Source organism: Campylobacter sp. BCW_6463, assembly GCF_001762785.1.
GTDB classification, from domain to species: domain Bacteria; phylum Campylobacterota; class Campylobacteria; order Campylobacterales; family Campylobacteraceae; genus Campylobacter_D; species Campylobacter_D jejuni.
Genome location: NZ_MJXL01000048.1, coordinates 53,036 through 74,393 on the forward strand (window position 1 = coordinate 53,036; position 21,358 = coordinate 74,393).

At 31.3% G+C, this 21,358-nt stretch carries 21 protein-coding genes and 2 pseudogenes; 17 read left to right on the plus strand and 6 right to left on the minus strand.

Going from position 1 to position 21,358, the window contains the following annotated elements:
* Positions 1 to 24: 24 nt before the first annotated feature.
* The 4 genes and pseudogenes from AJ884_RS05275 to AJ884_RS05290 form a co-directional block, all read right to left on the minus strand.
* Positions 25 to 1,707 (minus strand): L-lactate permease, encoded by a 1,683-nt coding sequence (locus tag AJ884_RS05275; protein WP_070233972.1) that lies wholly within the window; start codon positions 1,705 to 1,707, stop codon positions 25 to 27.
* 171 nt (positions 1,708 to 1,878) lie between these two features.
* Positions 1,879 to 2,444, minus strand: a pseudogene (locus AJ884_RS05280) (cytolethal distending toxin subunit A/C).
* A gap of 10 nt (positions 2,445 to 2,454) precedes the next feature.
* Positions 2,455 to 3,062 (minus strand): annotated as a pseudogene (locus AJ884_RS10030) (endonuclease/exonuclease/phosphatase family protein); the annotation flags it as partial.
* 16 nt (positions 3,063 to 3,078) lie between these two features.
* On the minus strand, positions 3,079 to 3,267 hold the full coding sequence (locus AJ884_RS05290; RefSeq protein ID WP_002932941.1) for a hypothetical protein: 189 nt from the start codon (positions 3,265 to 3,267) through the stop codon (positions 3,079 to 3,081).
* Between the two features lie 159 nt (positions 3,268 to 3,426).
* On the opposite strand from AJ884_RS05290, the gene AJ884_RS05295 reads away from it, so the two are divergent.
* Genes AJ884_RS05295 through cydB form a run of 3 tightly spaced genes read left to right on the plus strand, consistent with a single transcriptional unit; the run spans position 3,427 to position 6,347 of the window.
* Positions 3,427 to 3,660, plus strand: coding sequence for a DUF4492 domain-containing protein (locus tag AJ884_RS05295; protein ID WP_002860921.1), 234 nt, complete (start codon positions 3,427 to 3,429; stop codon positions 3,658 to 3,660).
* The gene (locus AJ884_RS05300) at positions 3,661 to 5,223 is read left to right on the plus strand and encodes a cytochrome ubiquinol oxidase subunit I (protein WP_070233969.1); all 1,563 of its coding nucleotides are present in this window, start codon (positions 3,661 to 3,663) and stop codon (positions 5,221 to 5,223) included. It begins immediately after the preceding gene.
* On the plus strand, positions 5,223 to 6,347 hold the full coding sequence (cydB, locus tag AJ884_RS05305; protein WP_070276150.1) for a cytochrome d ubiquinol oxidase subunit II: 1,125 nt from the start codon (positions 5,223 to 5,225) through the stop codon (positions 6,345 to 6,347). Before AJ884_RS05300 ends, cydB begins: the two co-directional genes overlap by 1 nt.
* Positions 6,348 to 6,540: 193 nt before the next feature.
* Here cydB and AJ884_RS05315 read toward each other — a convergent pair whose 3' ends face one another.
* Both AJ884_RS05315 and ung read right to left on the minus strand, forming a co-directional pair.
* Complete coding sequence (locus AJ884_RS05315; protein WP_044779849.1) at positions 6,541 to 7,236, minus strand: aspartate/glutamate racemase family protein; 696 nt, start codon at positions 7,234 to 7,236, stop codon at positions 6,541 to 6,543.
* A 119-nt stretch (positions 7,237 to 7,355) separates the two neighbouring features.
* Positions 7,356 to 8,051 (minus strand): uracil-DNA glycosylase, encoded by a 696-nt coding sequence (ung, locus tag AJ884_RS05320; protein ID WP_070233966.1) that lies wholly within the window; start codon positions 8,049 to 8,051, stop codon positions 7,356 to 7,358.
* A 275-nt stretch (positions 8,052 to 8,326) separates the two neighbouring features.
* Here ung and aspA point away from each other — a divergent pair, with 275 nt between their 5' ends.
* From aspA to AJ884_RS05390, 14 genes are all read left to right on the plus strand, one after another.
* Entirely contained in the window at positions 8,327 to 9,733 is a 1,407-nt protein-coding gene (gene aspA, locus AJ884_RS05325) for an aspartate ammonia-lyase (protein ID WP_002854440.1), read from the plus strand.
* A gap of 16 nt (positions 9,734 to 9,749) precedes the next feature.
* Positions 9,750 to 11,087 (plus strand): anaerobic C4-dicarboxylate transporter, encoded by a 1,338-nt coding sequence (locus tag AJ884_RS05330; protein WP_044779367.1) that lies wholly within the window; start codon positions 9,750 to 9,752, stop codon positions 11,085 to 11,087.
* A gap of 105 nt (positions 11,088 to 11,192) precedes the next feature.
* Complete coding sequence (locus tag AJ884_RS05335) at positions 11,193 to 12,554, plus strand: COG3014 family protein (RefSeq protein WP_070233964.1); 1,362 nt, start codon at positions 11,193 to 11,195, stop codon at positions 12,552 to 12,554.
* Between the two features lie 9 nt (positions 12,555 to 12,563).
* On the plus strand, positions 12,564 to 12,932 hold the full coding sequence (locus AJ884_RS05340) for a YcfL family protein (protein WP_002881373.1): 369 nt from the start codon (positions 12,564 to 12,566) through the stop codon (positions 12,930 to 12,932).
* 23 nt (positions 12,933 to 12,955) lie between these two features.
* Positions 12,956 to 13,579 (plus strand): penicillin-binding protein activator LpoB, encoded by a 624-nt coding sequence (gene lpoB, locus AJ884_RS05345; protein WP_002851945.1) that lies wholly within the window; start codon positions 12,956 to 12,958, stop codon positions 13,577 to 13,579.
* A gap of 81 nt (positions 13,580 to 13,660) precedes the next feature.
* Positions 13,661 to 14,998: a DUF6844 domain-containing protein gene (locus tag AJ884_RS05350; protein WP_070233960.1), complete on the plus strand. Its 1,338-nt coding sequence runs from the start codon at positions 13,661 to 13,663 to the stop codon at positions 14,996 to 14,998.
* A gap of 9 nt (positions 14,999 to 15,007) precedes the next feature.
* Positions 15,008 to 16,210, plus strand: coding sequence for a CsgG/HfaB family protein (locus AJ884_RS05355; protein ID WP_070233957.1), 1,203 nt, complete (start codon positions 15,008 to 15,010; stop codon positions 16,208 to 16,210).
* A 158-nt stretch (positions 16,211 to 16,368) separates the two neighbouring features.
* On the plus strand, positions 16,369 to 16,677 hold the full coding sequence (rplU, locus tag AJ884_RS05360; RefSeq protein ID WP_002778820.1) for a 50S ribosomal protein L21: 309 nt from the start codon (positions 16,369 to 16,371) through the stop codon (positions 16,675 to 16,677).
* A gap of 10 nt (positions 16,678 to 16,687) precedes the next feature.
* Positions 16,688 to 16,942 carry a 50S ribosomal protein L27 gene (rpmA, locus tag AJ884_RS05365; protein ID WP_002800974.1) on the plus strand — a complete coding sequence of 85 codons (255 nt, stop codon included), beginning with the start codon at positions 16,688 to 16,690 and terminating at the stop codon, positions 16,940 to 16,942.
* A 107-nt stretch (positions 16,943 to 17,049) separates the two neighbouring features.
* Complete coding sequence (gene obgE / locus AJ884_RS05370) at positions 17,050 to 18,087, plus strand: GTPase ObgE (protein ID WP_044779370.1); 1,038 nt, start codon at positions 17,050 to 17,052, stop codon at positions 18,085 to 18,087.
* 122 nt (positions 18,088 to 18,209) lie between these two features.
* Positions 18,210 to 18,965, plus strand: coding sequence for a glutamate 5-kinase (gene proB, locus AJ884_RS05375; protein WP_044779371.1), 756 nt, complete (start codon positions 18,210 to 18,212; stop codon positions 18,963 to 18,965).
* 73 nt (positions 18,966 to 19,038) lie between these two features.
* The gene (gene fmt, locus AJ884_RS05380; RefSeq protein ID WP_044779372.1) at positions 19,039 to 19,956 is read left to right on the plus strand and encodes a methionyl-tRNA formyltransferase; all 918 of its coding nucleotides are present in this window, start codon (positions 19,039 to 19,041) and stop codon (positions 19,954 to 19,956) included.
* Positions 19,919 to 20,572 (plus strand): biotin--[acetyl-CoA-carboxylase] ligase, encoded by a 654-nt coding sequence (locus AJ884_RS05385; RefSeq protein WP_002881382.1) that lies wholly within the window; start codon positions 19,919 to 19,921, stop codon positions 20,570 to 20,572. The genes fmt and AJ884_RS05385 overlap by 38 nt, the downstream gene beginning before the upstream one ends.
* Positions 20,569 to 21,354, plus strand: coding sequence for a ParA family protein (locus AJ884_RS05390; RefSeq protein ID WP_002851697.1), 786 nt, complete (start codon positions 20,569 to 20,571; stop codon positions 21,352 to 21,354). Before AJ884_RS05385 ends, AJ884_RS05390 begins: the two co-directional genes overlap by 4 nt.
* The last annotated feature ends 4 nt before the right edge of the window (positions 21,355 to 21,358 follow it).

Here is a 21,358-nt window from a genome sequence, read left to right on the forward strand (position 1 = left end):
TGAAGCAAAACTTAAATTTTTTAATTATTTCACTATAACTTCAGGGATGATTTCTTGTAAGAAAAAAGCTATAATGCAAGTCCAAATTCCTATTAAAATAATAAAAGCTACAGAATATTTTAATGTGAATTTGAAAAGATCAGATTCTTTTCCTACAAGCCCAACTGCTGCGCAAGCTATAGCAATGCTTTGTGGACTGATCATCTTTCCAACGACCCCACCTACTGAATTAGCTGCTAAAAATAAAGCTTCACTAACACCTAGTTTTTGAGCACTTACTTGTTGCAAGGTTCCAAAAAGTAAATTAGCACTTGTATCAGAGCCTGTTAAAAATACCCCTATCCAGCCAATGATTGGTGAAAAGAAAGAAAAAGCATCACCTGTATGTGCAAAAGCAAGTCCTAAAGTAGTGCTCATACCACTATTTTTAGAAATAAAAGCAAAAGCCACAACTAAACCTATGGTGATACAAGGTATAGCCATTTCTTTTAAAGTAGCCCAAAAGCATTCTGCTGCATCTTCAGCTTTGATTTTTAAAATAGCTATACTTAAAAAAGCTGCAAGCAAAATCGCTGTTCCTGCTTGAGCTACGGTTTTTCCATTGATTAAATCTATACCTAAAGCCAAAGATAAAGGCTTAGCTTCTCCTATGCCTGTGATAGAAGGGCTTAAAATTCCAGTTGTGATATTGCTAAATTGTAAAGTAATGCTTGTATAGCTTAAAATTCCATCCTTATCAAAGAGAGCTTTAAACCAAGGTTGTGTCCAAATGATAATACAAACAATGAGTAAAATAAAAGGCGACCAAGCTTTTAAAATTTGATTAAAGCTTAGAGTGTTATCTTGAGTGAAATTGCTTTCATTATCAAATCTAAAAATATTTTTTGGTTTCCAAAATTTTAAAAATACAGTTGTAACCGCTAAAGAAACTACAGCTGAGATAATATCAGGTAATTCTGCTCCTAAGTGATTTGAGCTTAAAAATTGAGTAGTTGTAAAACTTAGTGCCGCAACTAAAATAGCTGGAAAAGTTTCTTTAACGCCTTTAAATCCATCCATTAAAAAAACTATGAAAAAAGGTATAGTAAGACTTAAAGGAACTAGCATTCTACCTACCATGGCAGAAACTGAATGCTGTTCTATGCCGACAAGATTTGCCATAGCAATAATAGGAATTCCCACCGCACCAAAAGCAACAGGAGCGGTATTTGCGATAAGACAAAGTCCTGCAGCTTGCAAAGGACGCAAACCAAGTCCTACTAAAAGTGCAGCAGTTATAGCCACAGGGCCACCAAAACCTATAGCACCCTCTAAAAATGAACCAAAACAAAAACCTATTAAAATCACTTGAATTCTATGATCTGGAGTAATACTCATCACGCTTTTTTTAATGATTTCAAAAGAACCCGACTTGATAGAAAGTTTGTAAAGAAAGATTGCCGCAATGATAATCCAAGCTATAGGCCACATACCATTTGTAAAGCCTTGAATAAAACTTGCGCCCACTAAATTCCAAGGCATTTTATAGGCAAATAAAGCTACCAAAGTAGCAAGTATAACAGTTAAAAAACCTGCTTGATAACCTTTAAGTTTTAAAACAACCAAACAAACTAAAAAACATAGTATAGGTAAAAATGCCACTAAAGCACTTAGCCAAATGTTTGAAAAAGGGTCGTAAACTTGTTGCCATGTTAAAATTTGCTCCAATTTTTCCTCCTTGATAATTATTTATGTATAAATTTATTGTAACAAAAAATTAAATTAAAATAAAAAAATTATAGAGTAAAGTAAATTACATTGTGTTATTATTGATTATTTTGTGTATTTTTGTAATATCATAAATATTAAATAAATATAAAAATAGAATAAGAAAAAATCTTATTCTAAAGGGGTAGAAGCTGTTAAAGGTGGAGTTATAATCATTAGTTCGTTTACTTCATAAAAAATTAGGATCTAAGGTGCAAGGGGCTATTCTAAAGCGTTTTTGTGTAGGAATATTTGGATTAAAAAGTTACCATACATTCATCAGATTCCAAAACTAAAGAACAAATTTGCACAGCTGAAGTTGTTGTTGGCATTATAGAAAATACAGTTTCTAGTTTACTATCTTTTAGATTATCTTGACAAGATTTTGCTCCAAAGGTTCCATCTTCTAGGATGGTCAAACAAAGATCGCTTTCTTTTGGATTTGTAAATTGCACATAACCAAAAGGAAGTTCATTAGCTAATTTATCTTTTTGTTTTAACTCATTGCTTAAAACAATTTCTTTAATATTCCAATTTTGATCAATAGGATCTTTTGAGATATCTCTAAAGGCACTTAAAAAAATTCCCGTTTCTAAATTTCTTATAGAAACCATTTTGGTAAAATCTTTCAAATCTCCAGTAGGAGTTGCAAAGGCTAAAGTTATAAACATAAAAAATAAAGCAACAATTTTTTTCATATTAAATGTCCTAAAATTTTCTAAAATTAACTGGAAAATGATCTTAAACTTGCAAGCATCAAAATCACAGCTAAAAGTGGTGGAGTATAGGCTTGTTGTCTGTTTAAATTTCCTGTAATTGCATAATCAATAGTCCCTCCGTTTGCTTGAGTTGCACTAGTTGGAAAAACCACTCTAATTTTATTTGCTAATCCTCTATCCACTGTATTTGTTATAGTAGAAGGATCACGGTTAAAATCCCCTGCTATCATCCAGTTAACTTGAGGTATATTTACAAAATGTGTATTTATGGGCTGTGATAATTGCTCCTACATCTGTTCCTTCATTGGCTAAAACATAGATATTGAAAAAAGCATCACTTCCATCGCGAATTCCTATAATGGGTCTTGAAACTATAGCTAAATTTACACGATTAGCTCCTACATCAACGCGAGAATAATAAATAAAAACCCTATCAGGTCTTGAAAGAGTCCTCAAATTCTACTCATATTCATCAATAGGCGTTCCATCTTGTTGCACATGGCGTCCTGTTGGAGTGGCTATTCTTAGTAAAGTTCCTATTTCTTGTATCATTAAGATATCTAAGGGGTTTGCTCCACTTGCAAGTTGTCTTATTGCATTATTGTTGATGCTACTAGTTAAAGGTGGGGTAAATAGGAGTAATAAGTACTAAATCAGCATTGCTAATTAAACTTGGAATTTCTTGATTAGTAGGAAAAATAGGTTCAAGTCCTAGTTTTAAAGAAAAAGAATTAGTATCTTCAAATTCTCCAAATGAACGCCCCAAAGGATTTACATTTTCAAAATTTAGAAGAACATGCATTAAAGAAAAAAATCATAAAAAAAATAAAAACTTTAATTTTTTGCATTAAAAACCTTGATTATGTATTTAAATTTTTTAAGAAAATAATAACATAATTTTCATTATAATTTTCCGCTTCTTAAAATGTTTTATTTTGTTGTTTTTAAAGGTAGAATTTACATGCATCTTAAACACTTATATTTTAGTATTTCTCAAATTTTTAATTTTTACAAAGAAGGTTTTAAAAATTTAACTCTTGGAAAGACCCTTTGGAAAATTATCTTTATCAAACTTTTTGTTATGTTTGTGATTTTAAAACTTTTTGTTTTTGATGTAAATTTTAATTCTATTTTTAAAAGCGACAAAGAAAAAAGCACTTTTGTACTCAAAAATCTTACACTCGAAGGAAAATAAATGAACGAACTTAATAGCGTTGATTGGTCAAGAGCGCAGTTTGCTTTAACTGCACTTTATCATTTTTTGTTTGTGCCTTTAACCTTAGGCTTATCTTTTATCATTGCTATCATGGAGACTATCTATGTAAAAACTAAAAATGAAAGATGGAAAAAAATCACCAAATTTTGGCTTTCATTATTTGCTATAAATTTTGCTATCGGTGTAGCTACAGGTATTATAATGGAATTTGAATTTGGAACAAACTGGGCAAATTATAGCTGGTTTGTGGGAGATATTTTTGGTGCACCTTTGGCGATTGAAGGTATTATGGCATTTTTTTTAGAGGCTACTTTTTTTGCAGTTATGTTTTTTGGCTGGGATAAAGTAAGTAAGGGTTTTCACTTACTTTCAACTTGGTGTGTGGCTATAGGAAGTAATCTTTCTGCTTTTTGGATTTTAGTGGCAAATGGTTGGATGCAATATCCTGTAGGAATGAGCTTTAACCCTGATACAGCAAGAAATGAAATGCAAAGCTTTTTTGAAGTAGCACTTTCTCCTGTGGCTATTTCAAAATTTTTACATACCATAGGCAGTGGTTATGTGATTTCAGCTTTATTTGTAATAGGAATTTCAGCTTGGTTTATGTTAAAGGGACGCCATATTATCGAGGCTAAAAAAAGCTTAGTTGTAGGAGCTAGTTTTGGTTTGGTTTGTTCAATCTTTTTGTTTTTCAGCGGAGATGAAAGTGCTTACCGTGTAACTCAAACTCAACCTATGAAACTTGCAGCTATGGAAGGGGTTTATCAAGGTGAACATCGTGCAGGACTTGTACCTTTTGGAATCTTAAACCCTAAAAAAACCATAGATAATAACGAAAGTGTGTTTTTATTTGACATTACTATACCTTACGCTCTTTCTATATTAGGAAACCGTGATCCAAATTCTTTTGTACCAGGAATTGAAGATTTAATCTATGGAAATGAAAGCAAAGGTATAGAACCTATGCAAAATCGTATCGATAGAGGAAAAATCGCTATACAAGCTCTAAAAGACTATAAGCTTGCTAAAGAAAACAATGATACAATAGCTATGGCAAATCACAAATCTATTTTAGAAACTCATTTTAAAGATTTTGGCTATGGATATCTAGAAAAACCAAGCGATACTATTCCGCCTGTGGCTTTAACTTTTTATAGCTTTCATATCATGGTTGCTTTGGGAAGTTTTTTCTTTTTACTTTTCATCGTTACTCTTTATCTTACTATGGCAAATGATATTGAGAAATTTAGAAAAGTACTTTGGGTATGTTTATTATCCATTCCATTGGGTTATATCGCCGCTGAAGCAGGCTGGATTGTTGCTGAAGTAGGCAGACAACCTTGGGCAATTCAAGACTTACTTCCTGTACATATCGCAGCAACGCAACTTGGAAAAGTCAATGTTCAAATTTCATTTTGGATTTTTGCAGTACTTTTTACAGCCTTATTGATTGCAGAAGTTAAAATCATACTTACTCAGATTAAAAAAGGTTTTGACGCACATGCAGAGCATACTCCACTTATGGGCAAAGGAGAAAAATGATGTTTTTTGGTTTAGAACTCGAAGGTTTGCAAATTTATTGGTGGTTGATTTTAAGTTTGCTCGGCGGACTTTTAGTTTTTATGTTTTTTGTCCAAGGTGGACAAACTTTAATCGATGAGCTTAGCAAGGATGAGCTTGAAAAAACCATGCTAGTCAATTCTTTAGGGCGTAAATGGGAGCTTGGTTTTACAACTCTCGTACTTTTTGGCGGAGCTGCTTTTGCAGCTTTTCCACTTTTTTATAGTACAAGTTTTGGCGGAGCTTATTGGGCTTGGCTTTGTATTTTATTTTGTTTTATTTTACAAGCTGTGGCTTATGAGTATCGTAAAAAAGAAAATAATGTTTATGGCTCTAAAACCTATGAAATTTTTCTTAAAATTAATGGCTATTTAGGTGTGTTTTTAATCGGAGTTGCAGTAAGTAGCTTTTTTAGCGGTTCCGAATTTATCTTAAATGAGCATAATTTTGTTTCTTGGCAAAATCCTTTGCACGGCTTAGAGCTTTTACTCAATCCTTTTAATTATCTCTTAGGCTTAGCTTTGGTATTTTTAGCAAGGCTTTTAGGCGCAGCGTATTTTATGAACAATATCAATGATGAGAATATCAAAATAAGAGCTATGAAAAAACTTATGATCAATAGCATTCTATTTTTACCTTTTTTCTTAGGTTTTTTAGCGTGGATTTTCTTAAAAGATGGTTTTAGTGTAGATATCAATGGAGTTGTAAGCATGAGTGCGAATTTATATTTATATAATTTCTTAAATCAAATGATTTTTGCTGTTTTGCTTGTTATTGGTGTGATTTTAGTGCTTTTAGGTATGGTTCAAGGAGCAAAAGGTTGCTCTAAGGCTATTTTTACTTTAGGACTTGGAACGGTTTTAATAGTTTTTGCTTTATTATCAAGTATTGGTTTAGGTCAAAGTGCTTTTTACCCATCTTTAAGTGATTTACAAAGTTCTTTAACTTTAAAAAATGCAAGTTCAAGCTATTATACTCTAAGCGTCATGGCTTATGTGTCTTTGCTTGTACCTTTTGTTTTAGCTTATATTATCTATGTTTGGAATGCAATGGATAAGGTAAAAATCACACGCGAAGAAATCGCAAACGATGATCACGCATATTAAGGAGAAAAAATGTTACATGCTTTGTTTTTATTGACTTGGCCTTTAGTAATTTATCTAAGCTATAAATTTATAATGCTAAATATCAATCAATTAGAAAAAGATAGCAAACTATAAAGCAAGATAAGATTTAAACCGATATAAGTATAAATCTTTTCAAAATATTGCAATTTGCCCACTTTTGGGCATCTTTTAATCATAAATCTTTTAAAGCTTCATTAGCAGCATCAAGGGCGTGAATAAGGCTTGTGTCAAAAATTTTGATATTTGTATCATTTTTGGATATTAATAAACCAATTTCAGTGCAAGCTAAAAGCACTCCCTTTGCACCTTTTTCTTGTAATTTTTTTATAATATTTAAATATTTTTCTTTAGATTCTTGCTTGATTTTACCCTTGCAAAGCTCATTAAAAATAATATCATTAACGATTTTTATATCTTCATCGCTAGGAATAATAACGCTAATATTTTCTTCAATAAGCATTTTTTTATAAAAATCCTGAGTCATTGTGTATTTAGTACCCAATAAACCAATTTTTTGTATGTTTTCTTGTTTTAAAGCCTTAGCAGAGCTTTTTGCAATATGCAAAATAGGGATATTTATGTTTTGTTGAATTTCATCAAAAACCTTATGCATAGTATTAGTTGCAATTATTATAAAACTAGCCCCTGCAAGTTCTAATTTTTTAGCACACTGAGTTAAAATTTGCGCAGCTTCTTGCCATTTATCTTGGCTTTGTAAATTTTCTATTTCTTCAAAATTAACACTGTAAAGTAAAATTTTTGCAGAATTTAAAGATTTTAATTTATCATTTATAGCTTGATTTATTGTTTTATAATAAGTAATAGTACTTTCAAAACTCATTCCGCCTATAATACCAATGGTTTTCATTTTTCTCCTTAAAAATTAATTTTTGAGTTGTTTTATTATAATATATTTCATAGAAATACGATTTATTTTTAAATAAATAAATATATTTTAATATTTTTATTAAAATTTAAAATAATTTTTTAAACTATTTTCCAATCTACAGGAATTTTACCAACTTTTTTTAAAAATTTATTAGCCTTTGAAAAATGTTTACAACCTAAAAATCCTGTTCTAGCTAAAGGGCTTGGGTGAGCTGCTTTTAAAATCAAATGCTTAGCATTATCAATCAAAATCTCCTTGCTTTTTGCGTAATTTCCCCAAAGCATAAAAACAAGCCCTGATTTTTCATTGCTTAATTTATGTATTATAGCATCACTAAATTCTTGCCAACCCCACGAACTATGACTAGCTGCTTTATTTGCTTCAACGCTAAGAATAGAATTTAAGAGCAAAACTCCTTGTTTTGCCCAAGAGCTTAAATCTCCGCTTTTTGCTGGAGCGATGTTTAAATCATTTTGCAATTCTTTAAAAATATTATTAAGACTTGGTGGGATTTTTACATTTTTTGGAACCGAAAAACTAAGCCCCATTGCTTGGTTTGGTTGATGATAGGGATCTTGTCCTAGGATAATAATTTTAATTTCTTTTAAGGGACATAAATTAAAAGCATTAAAGATTAAATTTGCAGGCGGATAAATAATTATATTTTGATCAATCGCATTTAGGTATTGTTTTTTGATTTCTAGAAAATATTTTTTTTGAAATTCGTCTCTTAAAAATTCTTTCCAGTCATCATTTATTTTAATCTTATCTATGTTTATTGTAATTTCTTCCATGTTATCCCTAATTATTTAAATTATTAAAAATTTTATTCTAGCAAAAAAAGCTTGCAAAAATATATTAATTTTTTTTGAAGTAAATAAAATTTTTTATATTAATAAAAATTAAATATAAAGACATAATTTAGGATATAAAAATACTTAATTTATTATATTTTGAAAGTATTTTAATTATTAACCAATTATTAACTAAAAATGCAATATCATTATTTTATGATTTAAATCAAAAATTTTTGATTTTAAATTAAAATACTTTTTATGAAAGGTTCAAAATGGGAACAAGAAAAGAACATGATTTTATTGGGGAATTGGAAATCTCTGATGAGGTTTATTATGGAGTGCAAACTTTTAGAGCTGTTGAAAATTTTGATATTTCTCATGATAGATTAAAAGATTTTCCTCGCTTTGTTAGAGCTTTGGCTAGAGTAAAAAAAGCTGCAGCTATGGCAAATCATGAATTAGGTCTTTTGGATAAAAATATCCAAGATGCGATTATTAAAGCGTGTGATAAAATTTTAGAAGGCGGGTATTATGATCAATTTGTAGTAGATATGATCCAAGGAGGTGCTGGAACAAGTACAAATATGAATGCTAATGAAGTTATAGCAAACATAGGACTTGAACTTATGGGTCATAAAAAAGGTGAATACCAATATCTTCATCCAAATGATCATGTTAATTTAAGCCAAAGTACTAATGATGCTTATCCTACAGCTTTACACCTTGCCTTGCATGATTATTTAAGTGATTTGGCAAAAGCTATGGAGCATCTGAAAAAAGCTTATGAGAGAAAAGCTGAAGAATTTAAAGATGTTCTTAAAATGGGTAGAACCCAACTGCAAGATGCTGTACCTATGACTTTAGGTCGTGAATTTAAAACTTTTGCCGTAATGATAGGTGAAGATATACAAAGAGTATTAGAAGCTAGAAAATTGATTTTAGAGATCAATTTGGGTGGAACTGCTATTGGAACGGGAATTAATTCTCATCCTGATTATCCGAAGGTTGTAGAAAGAAAAATAAGAGAAGTGACAGGTTTTGAATATACTGTGGCTGAGGATTTGATCGAGGCGACTCAAGATACGGGAGCTTATGTACAAATTTCAGGTGTTTTAAAACGTGTTGCAACAAAACTTTCTAAAGTATGTAATGACTTAAGACTTTTAAGTAGTGGTCCAAAATGTGGTCTTAATGAGATTAATCTTCCAAAAATGCAACCAGGTAGTTCTATCATGCCAGGTAAGGTAAATCCTGTTATTCCTGAAGTAGTTAATCAAGTTTGTTATTTTGTTATTGGAGCAGATGTAACTGTAACTTTTGCTTGCGAGGGTGGACAATTACAACTTAATGTTTTTGAACCAGTTGCAGCATATAGCTTATTTAATTCTATTGTAATGCTAGAAAAAGCAATGTATACTTTAGCTGATAAATGTATAGATGGTATTACTGCAAATGAAAAAATTTGTTCAGACTTTGTCTATAATTCAGTAGGTATAGTAACAGCTTTAAATCCTTATATTGGTTATGAAAATTCAGCTTCTATAGCTAAAGAGGCAATGAACACTGGAAAAAGAGTGGCTGATATTGCGCTTGAAAGAGGGCTTTTAAGTAAAGAACAAATTGATGAAATTTTAACACCATCAAATATGCTAAATCCTCACATGGAAGCTAAAAAATAGCATTTTAGGATTTAATATGGATATAATGATAATTTTGCAAGTAATCGTCCTTCTTGGGGCAATTTTTATCGGTATTCGCCTAGGCGGTATTGCTATAGGTTATGCTGGAGGATTGGGTGTAGTTATACTAGGACTTGTTTTAGGTATGAAACCTGGTAATATTCCTTGGGATGTTATTTTAATTATTGCTGCAGCTATTGCAGCAATTTCTGCTATGCAACAAGCAGGTGGACTTGATTATATGGTAAGGGTGACAGAAAAAATTTTAAGATCAAGCCCTAAATTTATAAATTATTTAGCTCCAGCTTGTGGATGGTTGCTTACAATCTTAGCAGGAACAGGAAATGCAGTATTTTCTTTAATGCCTGTTGTAGTTGATGTTGCAAAATCTCAAAACATAAAACCTAGTGTTCCACTTTCATTAATGGTTGTTTCTTCGCAAATTGGAATCACTGCTTCTCCTGTAAGTGCAGCTGTGGTTTATATGAGCGGCGTTTTAGAGCCACTTGGATGGAATTATCCAACTTTAATTGGAATTTGGATCGGTACAACTTTTATAGCTTGTATGCTTACAGCTTTTATAGTGAGTTTAATCACTCCTATGGATTTAAGCAAAGATAGCGTTTATCAAGAACGCTTAAAAGCAGGACTTGTTAAAGATGCAGGAGCTATTTTACATGGTGAAGATAAACCAGGTGCTAAACTTTCAGTAGGAATTTTCTTGATCACTGTTTTGGCAGTTGTACTTTATGCAACTGCAATTTCAAGTAATATTAAATGGATTGATCCTGTTGTGGTTCCAAGAGATGCAGCTATTATGAGCTTTTTACTTACTGCAGCAACTTTGATCACTTGGCTTTGTAAAGTTGAACCAGGTAAAATTCTTGATACCAGTGTATTTAAAAGTGGTATGACTGCTTGTGTTTGTGTTTTTGGTGTAGCATGGCTTGGAAATACTTTTGTTGCAGGACACGAAGCTTCTATTAAAGAAGTAGCAGGCGACTGGGTTAAACAAACCCCTGCTATGTTAGCAGTTGCATTTTTCTTTGCAAGTATGCTTTTATATTCTCAAGCAGCAACCGCAAAGGCCATTGTACCTGTAATTATCACCGCTTTAGGAATTTCAGCAACAAATCCGCATGATTCTTATATGCTTGTAGCTTGTTTTGCAGCAGTTTCAGCACTTTTTGTGCTTCCAACTTATCCAACCTTACTTGGCGCTGTGCAAATGGATGATACAGGAACGACTAGAATTGGTAAATTTATATTTAATCACTCTTTCTTTATACCAGGAGTTTTAGCTATTGCAATTGCTGTAGCATTAGGCTTTGTATTAGCTCCTATGCTTATTTAAATCAAACCCTAGGTTTTTCTCCTAGGGTGAAAATTTTTTCATTAGTTTTTAAGTATATACTACGCTATAATATTCATTTTTAATTTTCTTTAAGAAAGGAATTTAATGAAGATAAAAGTTGGGTTGATTTTTTCAGGTATTGTTTGCCTTTTTTTAACAGCTTGTGTTAATCAGGTTAAACAAAATACAACATTTGAAAATGCTTTAACACAAAAATATTGTGGTGATGATTTTTTCAATCAAAATTTAGAAAAAATTAAAAAAAATGATGATGTCATTTATACAGGATTAAATGCAGGTTTGATTGCTAGAAATTGTGGTGATTTTAACAAAAGTAATGTATTTTTTGATGCTGTGGAAGAATCTTATAAATATGATGTGGATTTAGAAAATGTAGGCTCTAAAGCAGCTAAATTTGTTGGTACAACCTTGCTTAATGATACTATAGTTGATTATGATGGTTCTTTATATGAAAGAATTATGGTTAATATATATAAAGCTCTAAACTATATGGAAGAAGATGATTATGAAAATGCAAGAGTTGAGTTTAATCGTGCTTTAATGCGTCAAGATAAGGCAAAAGAATATTTTGCTAAAGAAATTGAGAAAAATCGTGCTGATTTAGATAAGGCAAAAGAAGATAAAAATTATGATAAAAATATGAATGAAAACTCAAAAGTTATAGAAGCACAATACGATAACTTATTTAAAGAGTTTGATACAACAAAAAATTTCATAAATCCTTATGCGACTTATCTTGCTTCAATATTTTTCTTTATGGATAAAGATTATAGAAAAGCTGCAGATTTATTTAGAGAAGTAGCTATTATTTATCCAAAAAATAAAACTATCAAAAAAGAGGCTAAAATTTTTAAAGAATATGCCACAAAAATAAAAGTCAAAAAAGCTAAAAAATATGTTTTTGTAGTTTATGAAAATGGATTTGGTGTAGTTAAGGATGAATTTGCTTTAACCTTACCTTTTATAGTGGATAAAAAAATTATTAGCACAAATATTGCTTTACAAACCTTGAAAAAAAGGGAAGCTTCTTTTGCAAATTTAAATATAAATGGTCAAAATACAAATGATTTTGTAGATTTAGACAATATTGTCGCTACTGAATTTAAAATAAATATGCCTGCAATGATTGCTAAAGCCTTAGCTCAAACTATAATTAAAACCACTTTAAATGTAGCTGTTGCAAATAATGACTCTACAGGTGGATGGCTAAGTCTTGCAACAGCAGTAGCAACTGCTGCAACCAACAAAGCTGATGTGCGTTCTTGGAGAGGTTTACCAAAAAGTATTGCCATAGCAACAATAGAAAACGACGGAAATTTAGAAATCAAAGATCCACAAGGCAATATTTTGTTTCAAAAATCATTGGATAAAAATAAAAATGCTCTTGTTGTAGTGCGTTCTTTTGCTCCGTATTTACCTGCAAGTGTTGCTATCATGGAAAAATAAGGCTAAAAGATGAAAAAAATTATTTTATTTATTTTAATGTTTTTACTTAGTGCTTGTGCACCAAGTTATCAAATAAATTCAAATCAAAATACTGTAATTTTAGGTTCAAATTTACCAAAAAGTTTAGTAAAACAATTTCAAAAGCGTATAAATAGCAATGGTTATTTAGAATTTGAAGTGATTTTACGCAGTACTTTTGCTAAAGATGTAATTTATAAAGTAGATTGGTTAGATAAAGATGGTTTTGTGCTAAGAGATGTTTTAAATGAGGATTATCAAGCCCTTAGAATTCCAGCAGGACAAGAGGTAATTCTTCGTAAACTTGCATCTGATACAAGAGCGAAGGATTTTAGATTAGAAATTAAAGCAAAAAATTAATCTCATTTTAGGAAGGATAAATCATGAAAAAAACAAAAATTTTAGGAACAGCTCTTATTGGAGCTTTGCTTTTTAGTGGTTGTGCGCAAACAGCTTATACAGATGGAAAGGCAAGTCAGGTAAAAAAAGGCGATGCTTTAACCTTGGGTCTTGATAGACAAGATTTTGAAAGTGCAGCTGAAACTATGATAAATAGTATGTTAAGCGATCCTGCTTTTGCAAATATTAAACCAGGTACAAGAAAGGTTATTGCTATTGGTAGGGTTGTGAATGATACCCCGCAAAGAATCGATACTGAAAAACTCACCGCAAAAATCACTTCTGCATTAAGAAAATCAGGTAAATTTGTTCTAACTTCGGCAGTTGCTGCAGGCGGAGCGCTTGATAGCATGAGTGAAGATGTAAGAGAATTAAGAGATAATGATGAGTTTAATCAAAAAACCATAGCAAAAAAAGGGACATTGGTATCGCCTGATTTTTCTCTTGCGGGTAAAATTAGACAAGATAATGTAAAACTTAGCAATGGTAAAACTCAAGTAGAATACTTTTTCTTACTAAGACTTACTGATTTAACATCAGGTTTAGTTTATTGGGAAGATGAGCAAACTATTGATAAAACTGGTTCTAGTAAATCAGTTACTTGGTAAAATAAAAATTAATTTATGAATAAAATTTTTAGCTCAAGTGTTTAGCTTGAGCTTTTTTTATGATTTTTAAAAGGATATGAAATGAAAAAAATATTATTTATTGGCTCTTTAGTTATGGCAAGTTTACTTTATGCACAAGGTTCCCAGCCTGTAGAAATTACACAACAAGATATAAATACTCAAAATGAAATGTCTGATGCAAGTACTAAGGATATTACCCCAAAATCAATTGAAGATTTTTTTGAAGAATTTGCCGATAATTTCGGTATAGAATATGGTATAACCAAAGATGGAAAAACTTTTTATACGGGAAAAAGTACTGTTGCTGTAAATGATACTGATCCACAATTTGCACAAGCTTTACAAAATGCTTATCAAAAAGCAATGTTAAATTTACAAAGCGAATTTATAAGAGATGCTTTTGGAAGAATTGCTACAAGCAAGATTCAAAATTATGAAGCAGATAATTCTACTAATGCTAAGGAATTTGATGAATTGCCAAAAGGTGATAAGGTTGATCAAATTTTAAATAAACTTACACAATTAGCTGGTGCTCAGCTTGATAAGGCATTAAAAGATTTAGGTATAGATACAAATTCTTTAAGCGAAGACAGAAAAAAGACTTTATTAAAGCAAGAATTTCTTAATAAAACTATGACAAATGCCATAGGTTCTATGAGTGGACTTGTTCCTGTGCAAACTATAGTTACACAAAGAAGAGGTGAGTATGATGTAGGTGTTATTGCTGTTATTTCCAATAAAACTCGCCAATTAGCAAAAGATATGGCACTAGCAAGACAGAGTGCTATTAAGGGTAAAGGCAAGGCAATAAGTGAGTATCTGCCAAAAGATACAAAAGGCTTTTTAAATGAATATGGAATTCGCTTAGTTTATGATGAAAATGGTGCGCCTATTATTTTAAGTTATGGAAACTGGGGTTATGTAGCAGATCCTAGCAATGCTAAAAAAACAAATATTTTAGAAGATAGAGCCAAAGAAACAGCACTTACTATGGCTGATGCTGCTATTATAGAGTTTATTAATACAAATTTAAGTCTTAAAGATGAAAGAACAACTGGTGATACTTACGAGGAAATTATCAAACAAAGTATTAATGTTAATGATAGTTCCACTCAAGAACAAACTCAAAACATAACAAATATTATTGACAAAGTAAGTAGTAAAATAAAAGCAAGTGCAAGCGGTAAAATTCGTGGTATTCGTACTCTTAAAAAATGGAGCTATACAAGTGAAAATGGTATTGAATATGTAGGAGCTGTGAGATTTTATTCTTATGAAAATTTAGCTAACACAAATGAGGCTTTAAATTCAAAGTCAAATACAACAAAAAATGAAGCTAAAAAATCTTCTAGCATACAAAGAAGCTCTAATGTTGTAAATAGCATGGATGATTTTTAAAGGTAAAAGATGAAAATAATTAAAATTCTTTTTTTAGGCTTATTTTTAAGTCTAAGTCTTAATGCTAAAGTTATAACCACAACTTCAACAAAATCAAGCACAGGCGAAGGCACAGGCTTGACTAGGGAAGATGCGATAAACAATGCCATTATAGAAGCTATAGGAAAAATGAGCGGAGTAAGCATCAATTCTCTTAAGAAATCTAACACTAGCGTTTCAACTGATAATTCAGGTTCAAACATACAAGATAATTACAGCGAGCAAATTTCAAAAGCCACCAAAGGTAGAGCCGATACTTATGAAATCAATAGTGTTGAACAAGATGTAAATGGTAAATATACAGCCAATGTAACGATTTTTAAAACCACAACAACAAAAAAGTATCAAGCTCCAGGTTTAAGTGCAGATAATAGAAGAAGTATTACTGTTTTTGATTCTACTCCAGATGTTGCAAAAAGAGGTATAGGCTCAGCTTTGCAACAAAAAATCATTTCTGATTTATTGCAAAGTCGTAAATTTAATGTTTTAGACCGTGATTCTAGTGGCTATTATGAAATGGAAAAAGCTTTAATCAAAAGTGGCGACGCAGCTAGTGATGAAGTTTATAAACTTAAAAATGTGTTAGCAACAGATTATATTTTATTGTTTTCTATTTCAGGACTTGAAGGTAAGCAAAAAACAAGCAATTTAACAGGAAAAAGCAAAACTGAAATTGAAGTTATCGTAGATTATCGCGTGTTTTTATTTGCTACAAGACAAATTAAATTTTCTAATACTTTAAGTATGAAAGTTAGCATTAAAGACGATAGCCTTAGTGCCAATGAAGCTGCACTCAAACAAATTGCAAATCGTATTGCAGGAGATATTTTAAATGCAATTTATCCTTTGAAAGTTGCAAGCGTTGAAAACAATGAAGTAGTATTTTCTCAAAGCTTAAATCAAGGTGATATTTATGAATGTTTTGCTCTTGGGAAGGTTATAAAAGATGCTTATACAAAAGAAAATACAGGAAGAGTAGAAAGCAAAACAGGAAGTATTGAAATCACTCGCACAAGCCCTAAACTTTCTTATGCAAAAATCACAGAAGGTAGTGTAAAAGTAGGCGATATTTGTAGACCTTTAATTGGTAGCAATAGTGGAAATGGTTATACTATAGGTCGTGATGCAAATTATGAAACCCAAGAAGGTGGCGGAGTAAATCTAGGCTTTTAAATTTTTAGAGTTTGATTTTTCTCAAACTCTAAATCCTTTCTTAAATTCATCAAAAATTAAAGAAAAATTTTGTAAAATCAAAATTCTATTAAACCACTAAAGCTTTTAAATCCGTTATTGCGGTGCTTTATGGTACTACCAATTTATAAGGAAAAGCAATGTATGCTATTATCAAACACAGCGGAAAGCAATACAAAGTAAGTGTTGGCGATGAGCTAAAACTAGATCACTTTGAAGCTGAAAGCAAAGCAAGTATTGAAGTAAGCGAAGTTCTTGCTATCAATGATAAAGAATTAAAGGTAGGTGCGCCTTTCGTAGCAGGTGCAAAAGTTGTTTTAGAAGTGATCAATCACGGAAAAGATAAAAAAGTTGTGATTTACAAAAAAAGACGCAGAAAAGATTCTAAACTCAAACGCGGTTTTAGAAGACAATTTACTCGCGTTGTAGTAAAAGATATCAAAGCTTAAGGAGTAAAGAATGGCACACAAGAAAGGTCAAGGTTCAACTCAAAATAACCGCGATTCTATAGGTCGTCGTTTAGGTGTTAAAAAATTTGGTGGCGAGTTTGTTAGAGCTGGAAATATCATCATCCGCCAAAGAGGAACTGCAACTCATGCAGGTAACAATGTAGGTATGGGAAAAGATCATACTATCTTTGCTCTAATTGATGGTTTTGTAAAATTCGAAAGAAAAGACAAAGACAGAAAAAAAGTTTCTGTATATCCTGCATAAGTTTTCAGGACGCTTTTTTAGCGTCTTGAAAACTTTAAATTTATAAATTTAACTTCTTTTATTTACTCAAATTTAGCTTTATAAATTTAAAGTCAAAGGCAATTTAAATGTTTATTGATAGTGTTAAAATTACTTTAGCTTCAGGCGATGGCGGCAAAGGTGCTGTAAGTTTTCGCCGTGAAAAACATGTTCCACTTGGTGGCCCTGATGGAGGAGATGGTGGAAATGGTGGTGATATTATTTTCGTATGTGATAATAATACCCACACTCTTGTAAATTTCAAAGGCAAAAGAGAATTACGCGCACAAAATGGTGCTGGTGGAATGGGGCGCAATAAAAATGGCAAAAAGGGTGAAAATTTAGAACTTATAGTGCCCGAAGGAACGCAAGTTATCGATGCGCAAACTAATGAAATTTTACTCGATCTTACCAAAGAAGGACAAAGAGAGCTTTTTTTAAAAGGTGGAAAAGGCGGACTTGGCAACACTCATTTTAAACACGCCACTAATCAACGCCCCGATTACGCACAACCTGGTATAAAAGGAGAAAGTCGCTTAGTCAGACTTGAGCTTAAACTTATTGCCGATGTAGGGCTTGTGGGCTTTCCAAATGTGGGAAAATCTACTCTTATAAGCATTGTTTCAAATGCAAAACCTGAAATTGCAAATTATGAATTTACCACCCTTACTCCAAAACTTGGACTCGTGGATGTAGATGAGTATAATTCCTTTGTTATGGCTGATATTCCAGGGATTATCGAAGGAGCAAGTGGGGGTAAAGGCTTAGGACTTGCCTTTTTAAAGCACATAGAAAGAACGAGCTTTTTACTTTTCGTGCTAGATCCTATGAGGCAAATGCCTTTAAAAGAACAATTTATAGTACTAAGAAAAGAACTTGAAAAATTTTCCAATGAACTTTTTGGGCGTAAATTTGGCATCATGATTTCAAAAAGTGATAGTGTTAGTTTAGGAGAAGAATTTGCCGAGCAAATTGCTTTAAACATTAATGAGTTAGAAAATTATCTCAAAGAAATAAATAATCCGCAAAGCTTTTTAATCAAAGTCTCAAGTCTTGAAAAAACAGGACTTAAAGAACTTAAATTCATGCTTTTAGAAGAAATTAAAACTTTAAGAAATAACAAATAAAAATTTTAACAATCTAGGAAGTGTTTTATATTAAAAGTTTCAAACACTCCCTATTTTTTCAAACAATAACTAGTTTATATGAAATTTTGGCTAAAATTATAAAAATTTTTCAAGGAATAAGCATGAAAAGAATAGTTGTTAAAGTGGGTTCTCATGTGATTAGTGAAGAAAACACTTTAAGTTTTGAGCGTCTTAAAAATTTAGTCGCATTTTTAGCTAAACTCATGGAAAAATATGAAGTGATTTTAGTAACTTCAGCAGCGATTTCAGCAGGACACACTAAACTAGATATTGATAGAAAAAACCTCATTAATAAACAAGTTTTAGCCGCTATTGGACAACCTTTTTTAATCAGTGTTTATAACGAGCTTTTAGCCAAATTTGGTAAACTAGGCGGACAAATTTTACTTACAGGCAAGGATTTTGACTCTAGAAAAGCTACCAAACACGCAAAAAATGCTATCGATATGATGATAAATTTAGGAATTTTGCCTATTATCAATGAAAATGACGCTACAGCTATAGAAGAAATTGTCTTTGGTGATAATGATAGCTTAAGTGCTTATGCTGCGCATTTTTTTGATGCGGATTTGCTTGTGATTTTAAGCGATATTGATGGATTTTATGATAAAAATCCTAGTGAATTTAGTGATGCAAAACGTTTAGAAAAAATCACTCATATCAAAGAAGAATGGCTACAAGCAACCATAAAAACAGGTAGTGAGCACGGAACGGGTGGTATAGTAACCAAACTTAAGGCAGCTAAATTTTTACTTGAACACAATAAAAAAATGTTTTTAGCAAGTGGATTTGATTTAAGTGCGGCAAAGACATTTTTATTAGAAGATAAACAGATAGGTGGAACTTTGTTTGAGTGATTAATTTATTAAATTCTCTTTTAAAATCAAATAAGTTATAATTAAAACTTTTAATTTCACATAAAGCGAAAAAATGAAAAAAATTATTTTTATGGGTACTCCATCTTATGCAACTTGTATTTTAAAAGCACTAGTAGAAAATGAAAATTTTAAACTCGTAGCACTTTTTACCCAGCCTGATAAAGCCGTAGGTAGAAAGCAAATTTTAACTCCAAGTGATACTAAGGCTTTTTTAAGTCAAAATTATCCTAGTATTCCTATTTTTACTCCAAGTTCTTTAAAAGATGAAAATATTATAAGAGAGATTAAGGATTTAAATCCTGATTTTATCGTGGTTGCTGCCTATGGAAAAATTTTACCTAAAGCCATTTTGGATTTAGCACCTTGTGTGAATTTGCATGCTTCTTTACTTCCAAAATACCGCGGTGCCAGTCCGATCCAAAGTGCGATTTTAAACAAAGATGAAAAAAGTGGAGTTTGCACCATGCTCATGGAAGAAGGGCTTGATACAGGTGCTATACTTGAAAGCTTAGAGTGTGATATAAAAGATAAAAATTCAAGTGAAGTTTTTGAACTTTTAGCAAATTTGGCCGCTAAGCTCATCCTCACTACTCTTTTAAATTTTGATAAAATCACCCCTAAAAAACAAGAGGAAAGTCTAGCAACACTTTGTAGAAAAATCAAAAAAGAAGATGGACTTATAAATTTGCAAAATGCAAGAGAACTTTATCAAAAATATCTAGCTTTTACTCCTTGGCCTGGAGTTTTTTTGGAAAATGGACTTAAATTCTTAGAGCTTGAACTTGTGGATGAATTAAAACAAAATGCTAAGATGGGTGAAATTTTAGAATTGGAAAAAGAAAGTTTTTTGCTTGCTTGCAAACAAGGAGTTTTGCGTATTAAAAAACTTCAAGAAAGTGGAAAAAAAGCTCTTGATGGTAGGACTTATTTAAATGGAAAAAGGCTTAAAAGTGAAGATAGTTTGTGTTGAAAGTATAGACTCAACTCATCTTTTTTTATGCAAGCAAATACGCAATGGAAAGATTGATGGAAATTTTGCTATTTATGCTTTAGAACAAACAAATGGAGTTGGAAGTAGGGAAAATTCTTGGCAGAGCTCTAAAGGAAATTTACATCTTTCTTTTTGTATTAAAGAAGAAGACTTGCCAAAAGATTTACCTTTAGCTTCTGTGAGTATTTATTTTGCTTATTTACTTAAAGAAGTTTTACAAGAAAAAGGTTCTAAAATTTGGCTTAAATGGCCTAACGATTTATATTTAGATGATAAAAAAGCTGGAGGGGTTATAAGTGCTAAAATTTCAAATTTTATCATAGGTGGTATGGGTTTAAATCTTAAATTTGCACCCCAAAATACAGCTTTTTGTGATATAGAAATTTCGCTTAAAGATTTAGTGAGTGAGTTTTTGCAAAAAGTAGAAAAAAAAAATTTATGGAAGAATATTTTTAGCAAGTATATGTTAGAATTTGAAAAATCAAGAAAATTTAGCGTCCATCATGAAGGTAAAGTTTTTTCACTTGAAAATTCTTTTTTGTATGAAGATGGTTCAATTTTACTAGGTGATAAAAGGGTGTATAGTTTAAGATGAGCGAAATTATTACAATAGCAAATCAAAAAGGTGGAGTAGGAAAGACTACAACAGCAGTAAATTTAGCTGCTTCTTTGGCTGTGGCTGAAAAAAAAGTACTTTTGATCGATGTTGATCCGCAAGCTAATGCGACTACAGGACTTGGTTTTAATCGTAATAATTATGAGTATAATATTTACCATGTTTTTATAGGAAGAAAAAAGCTTTCAGATATTATTTTAAAAACAGAATTGCCACAACTTCATTTAGCTCCTTCAAATATAGGTCTTGTAGGTATAGAACAAGAGCTTGCTAAAGGTGAAAATAATGAAAAAAAAATGCTGCTTAAAAATCAAATTCAAGAAGTGATTGATGAGTATGATTTTATTATTATTGATTCTCCACCTGCTCTTGGAAGTATTACTATAAATGCTTTTGCAGCAAGCGATAGTGTAATTATCCCTATACAGTGTGAATTTTATGCGCTTGAGGGTGTAGCTATGGTTTTAAATACAATTAAAATTATCAAAAAAACTATTAATTCTAAACTCAGGGTTCGTGGATTTTTACCGACAATGTATAGCTCTCAAAATAATCTTTCTAAAGATGTTGTAGATGATTTGAAACAAAATTTTAAAAAACAACTTTTTACTATTAATGGAAACGAAGATGACTTTATTGTGATCCCTCGCAATGTAAAGCTTGCAGAAAGTCCAAGTTTTGGAAAGCCTATAATTCTTTATGATATTAAATCGCCAGGTTCTGTTGCTTATCAAAATTTGGCGTATTCTATATTAGGATAATTAT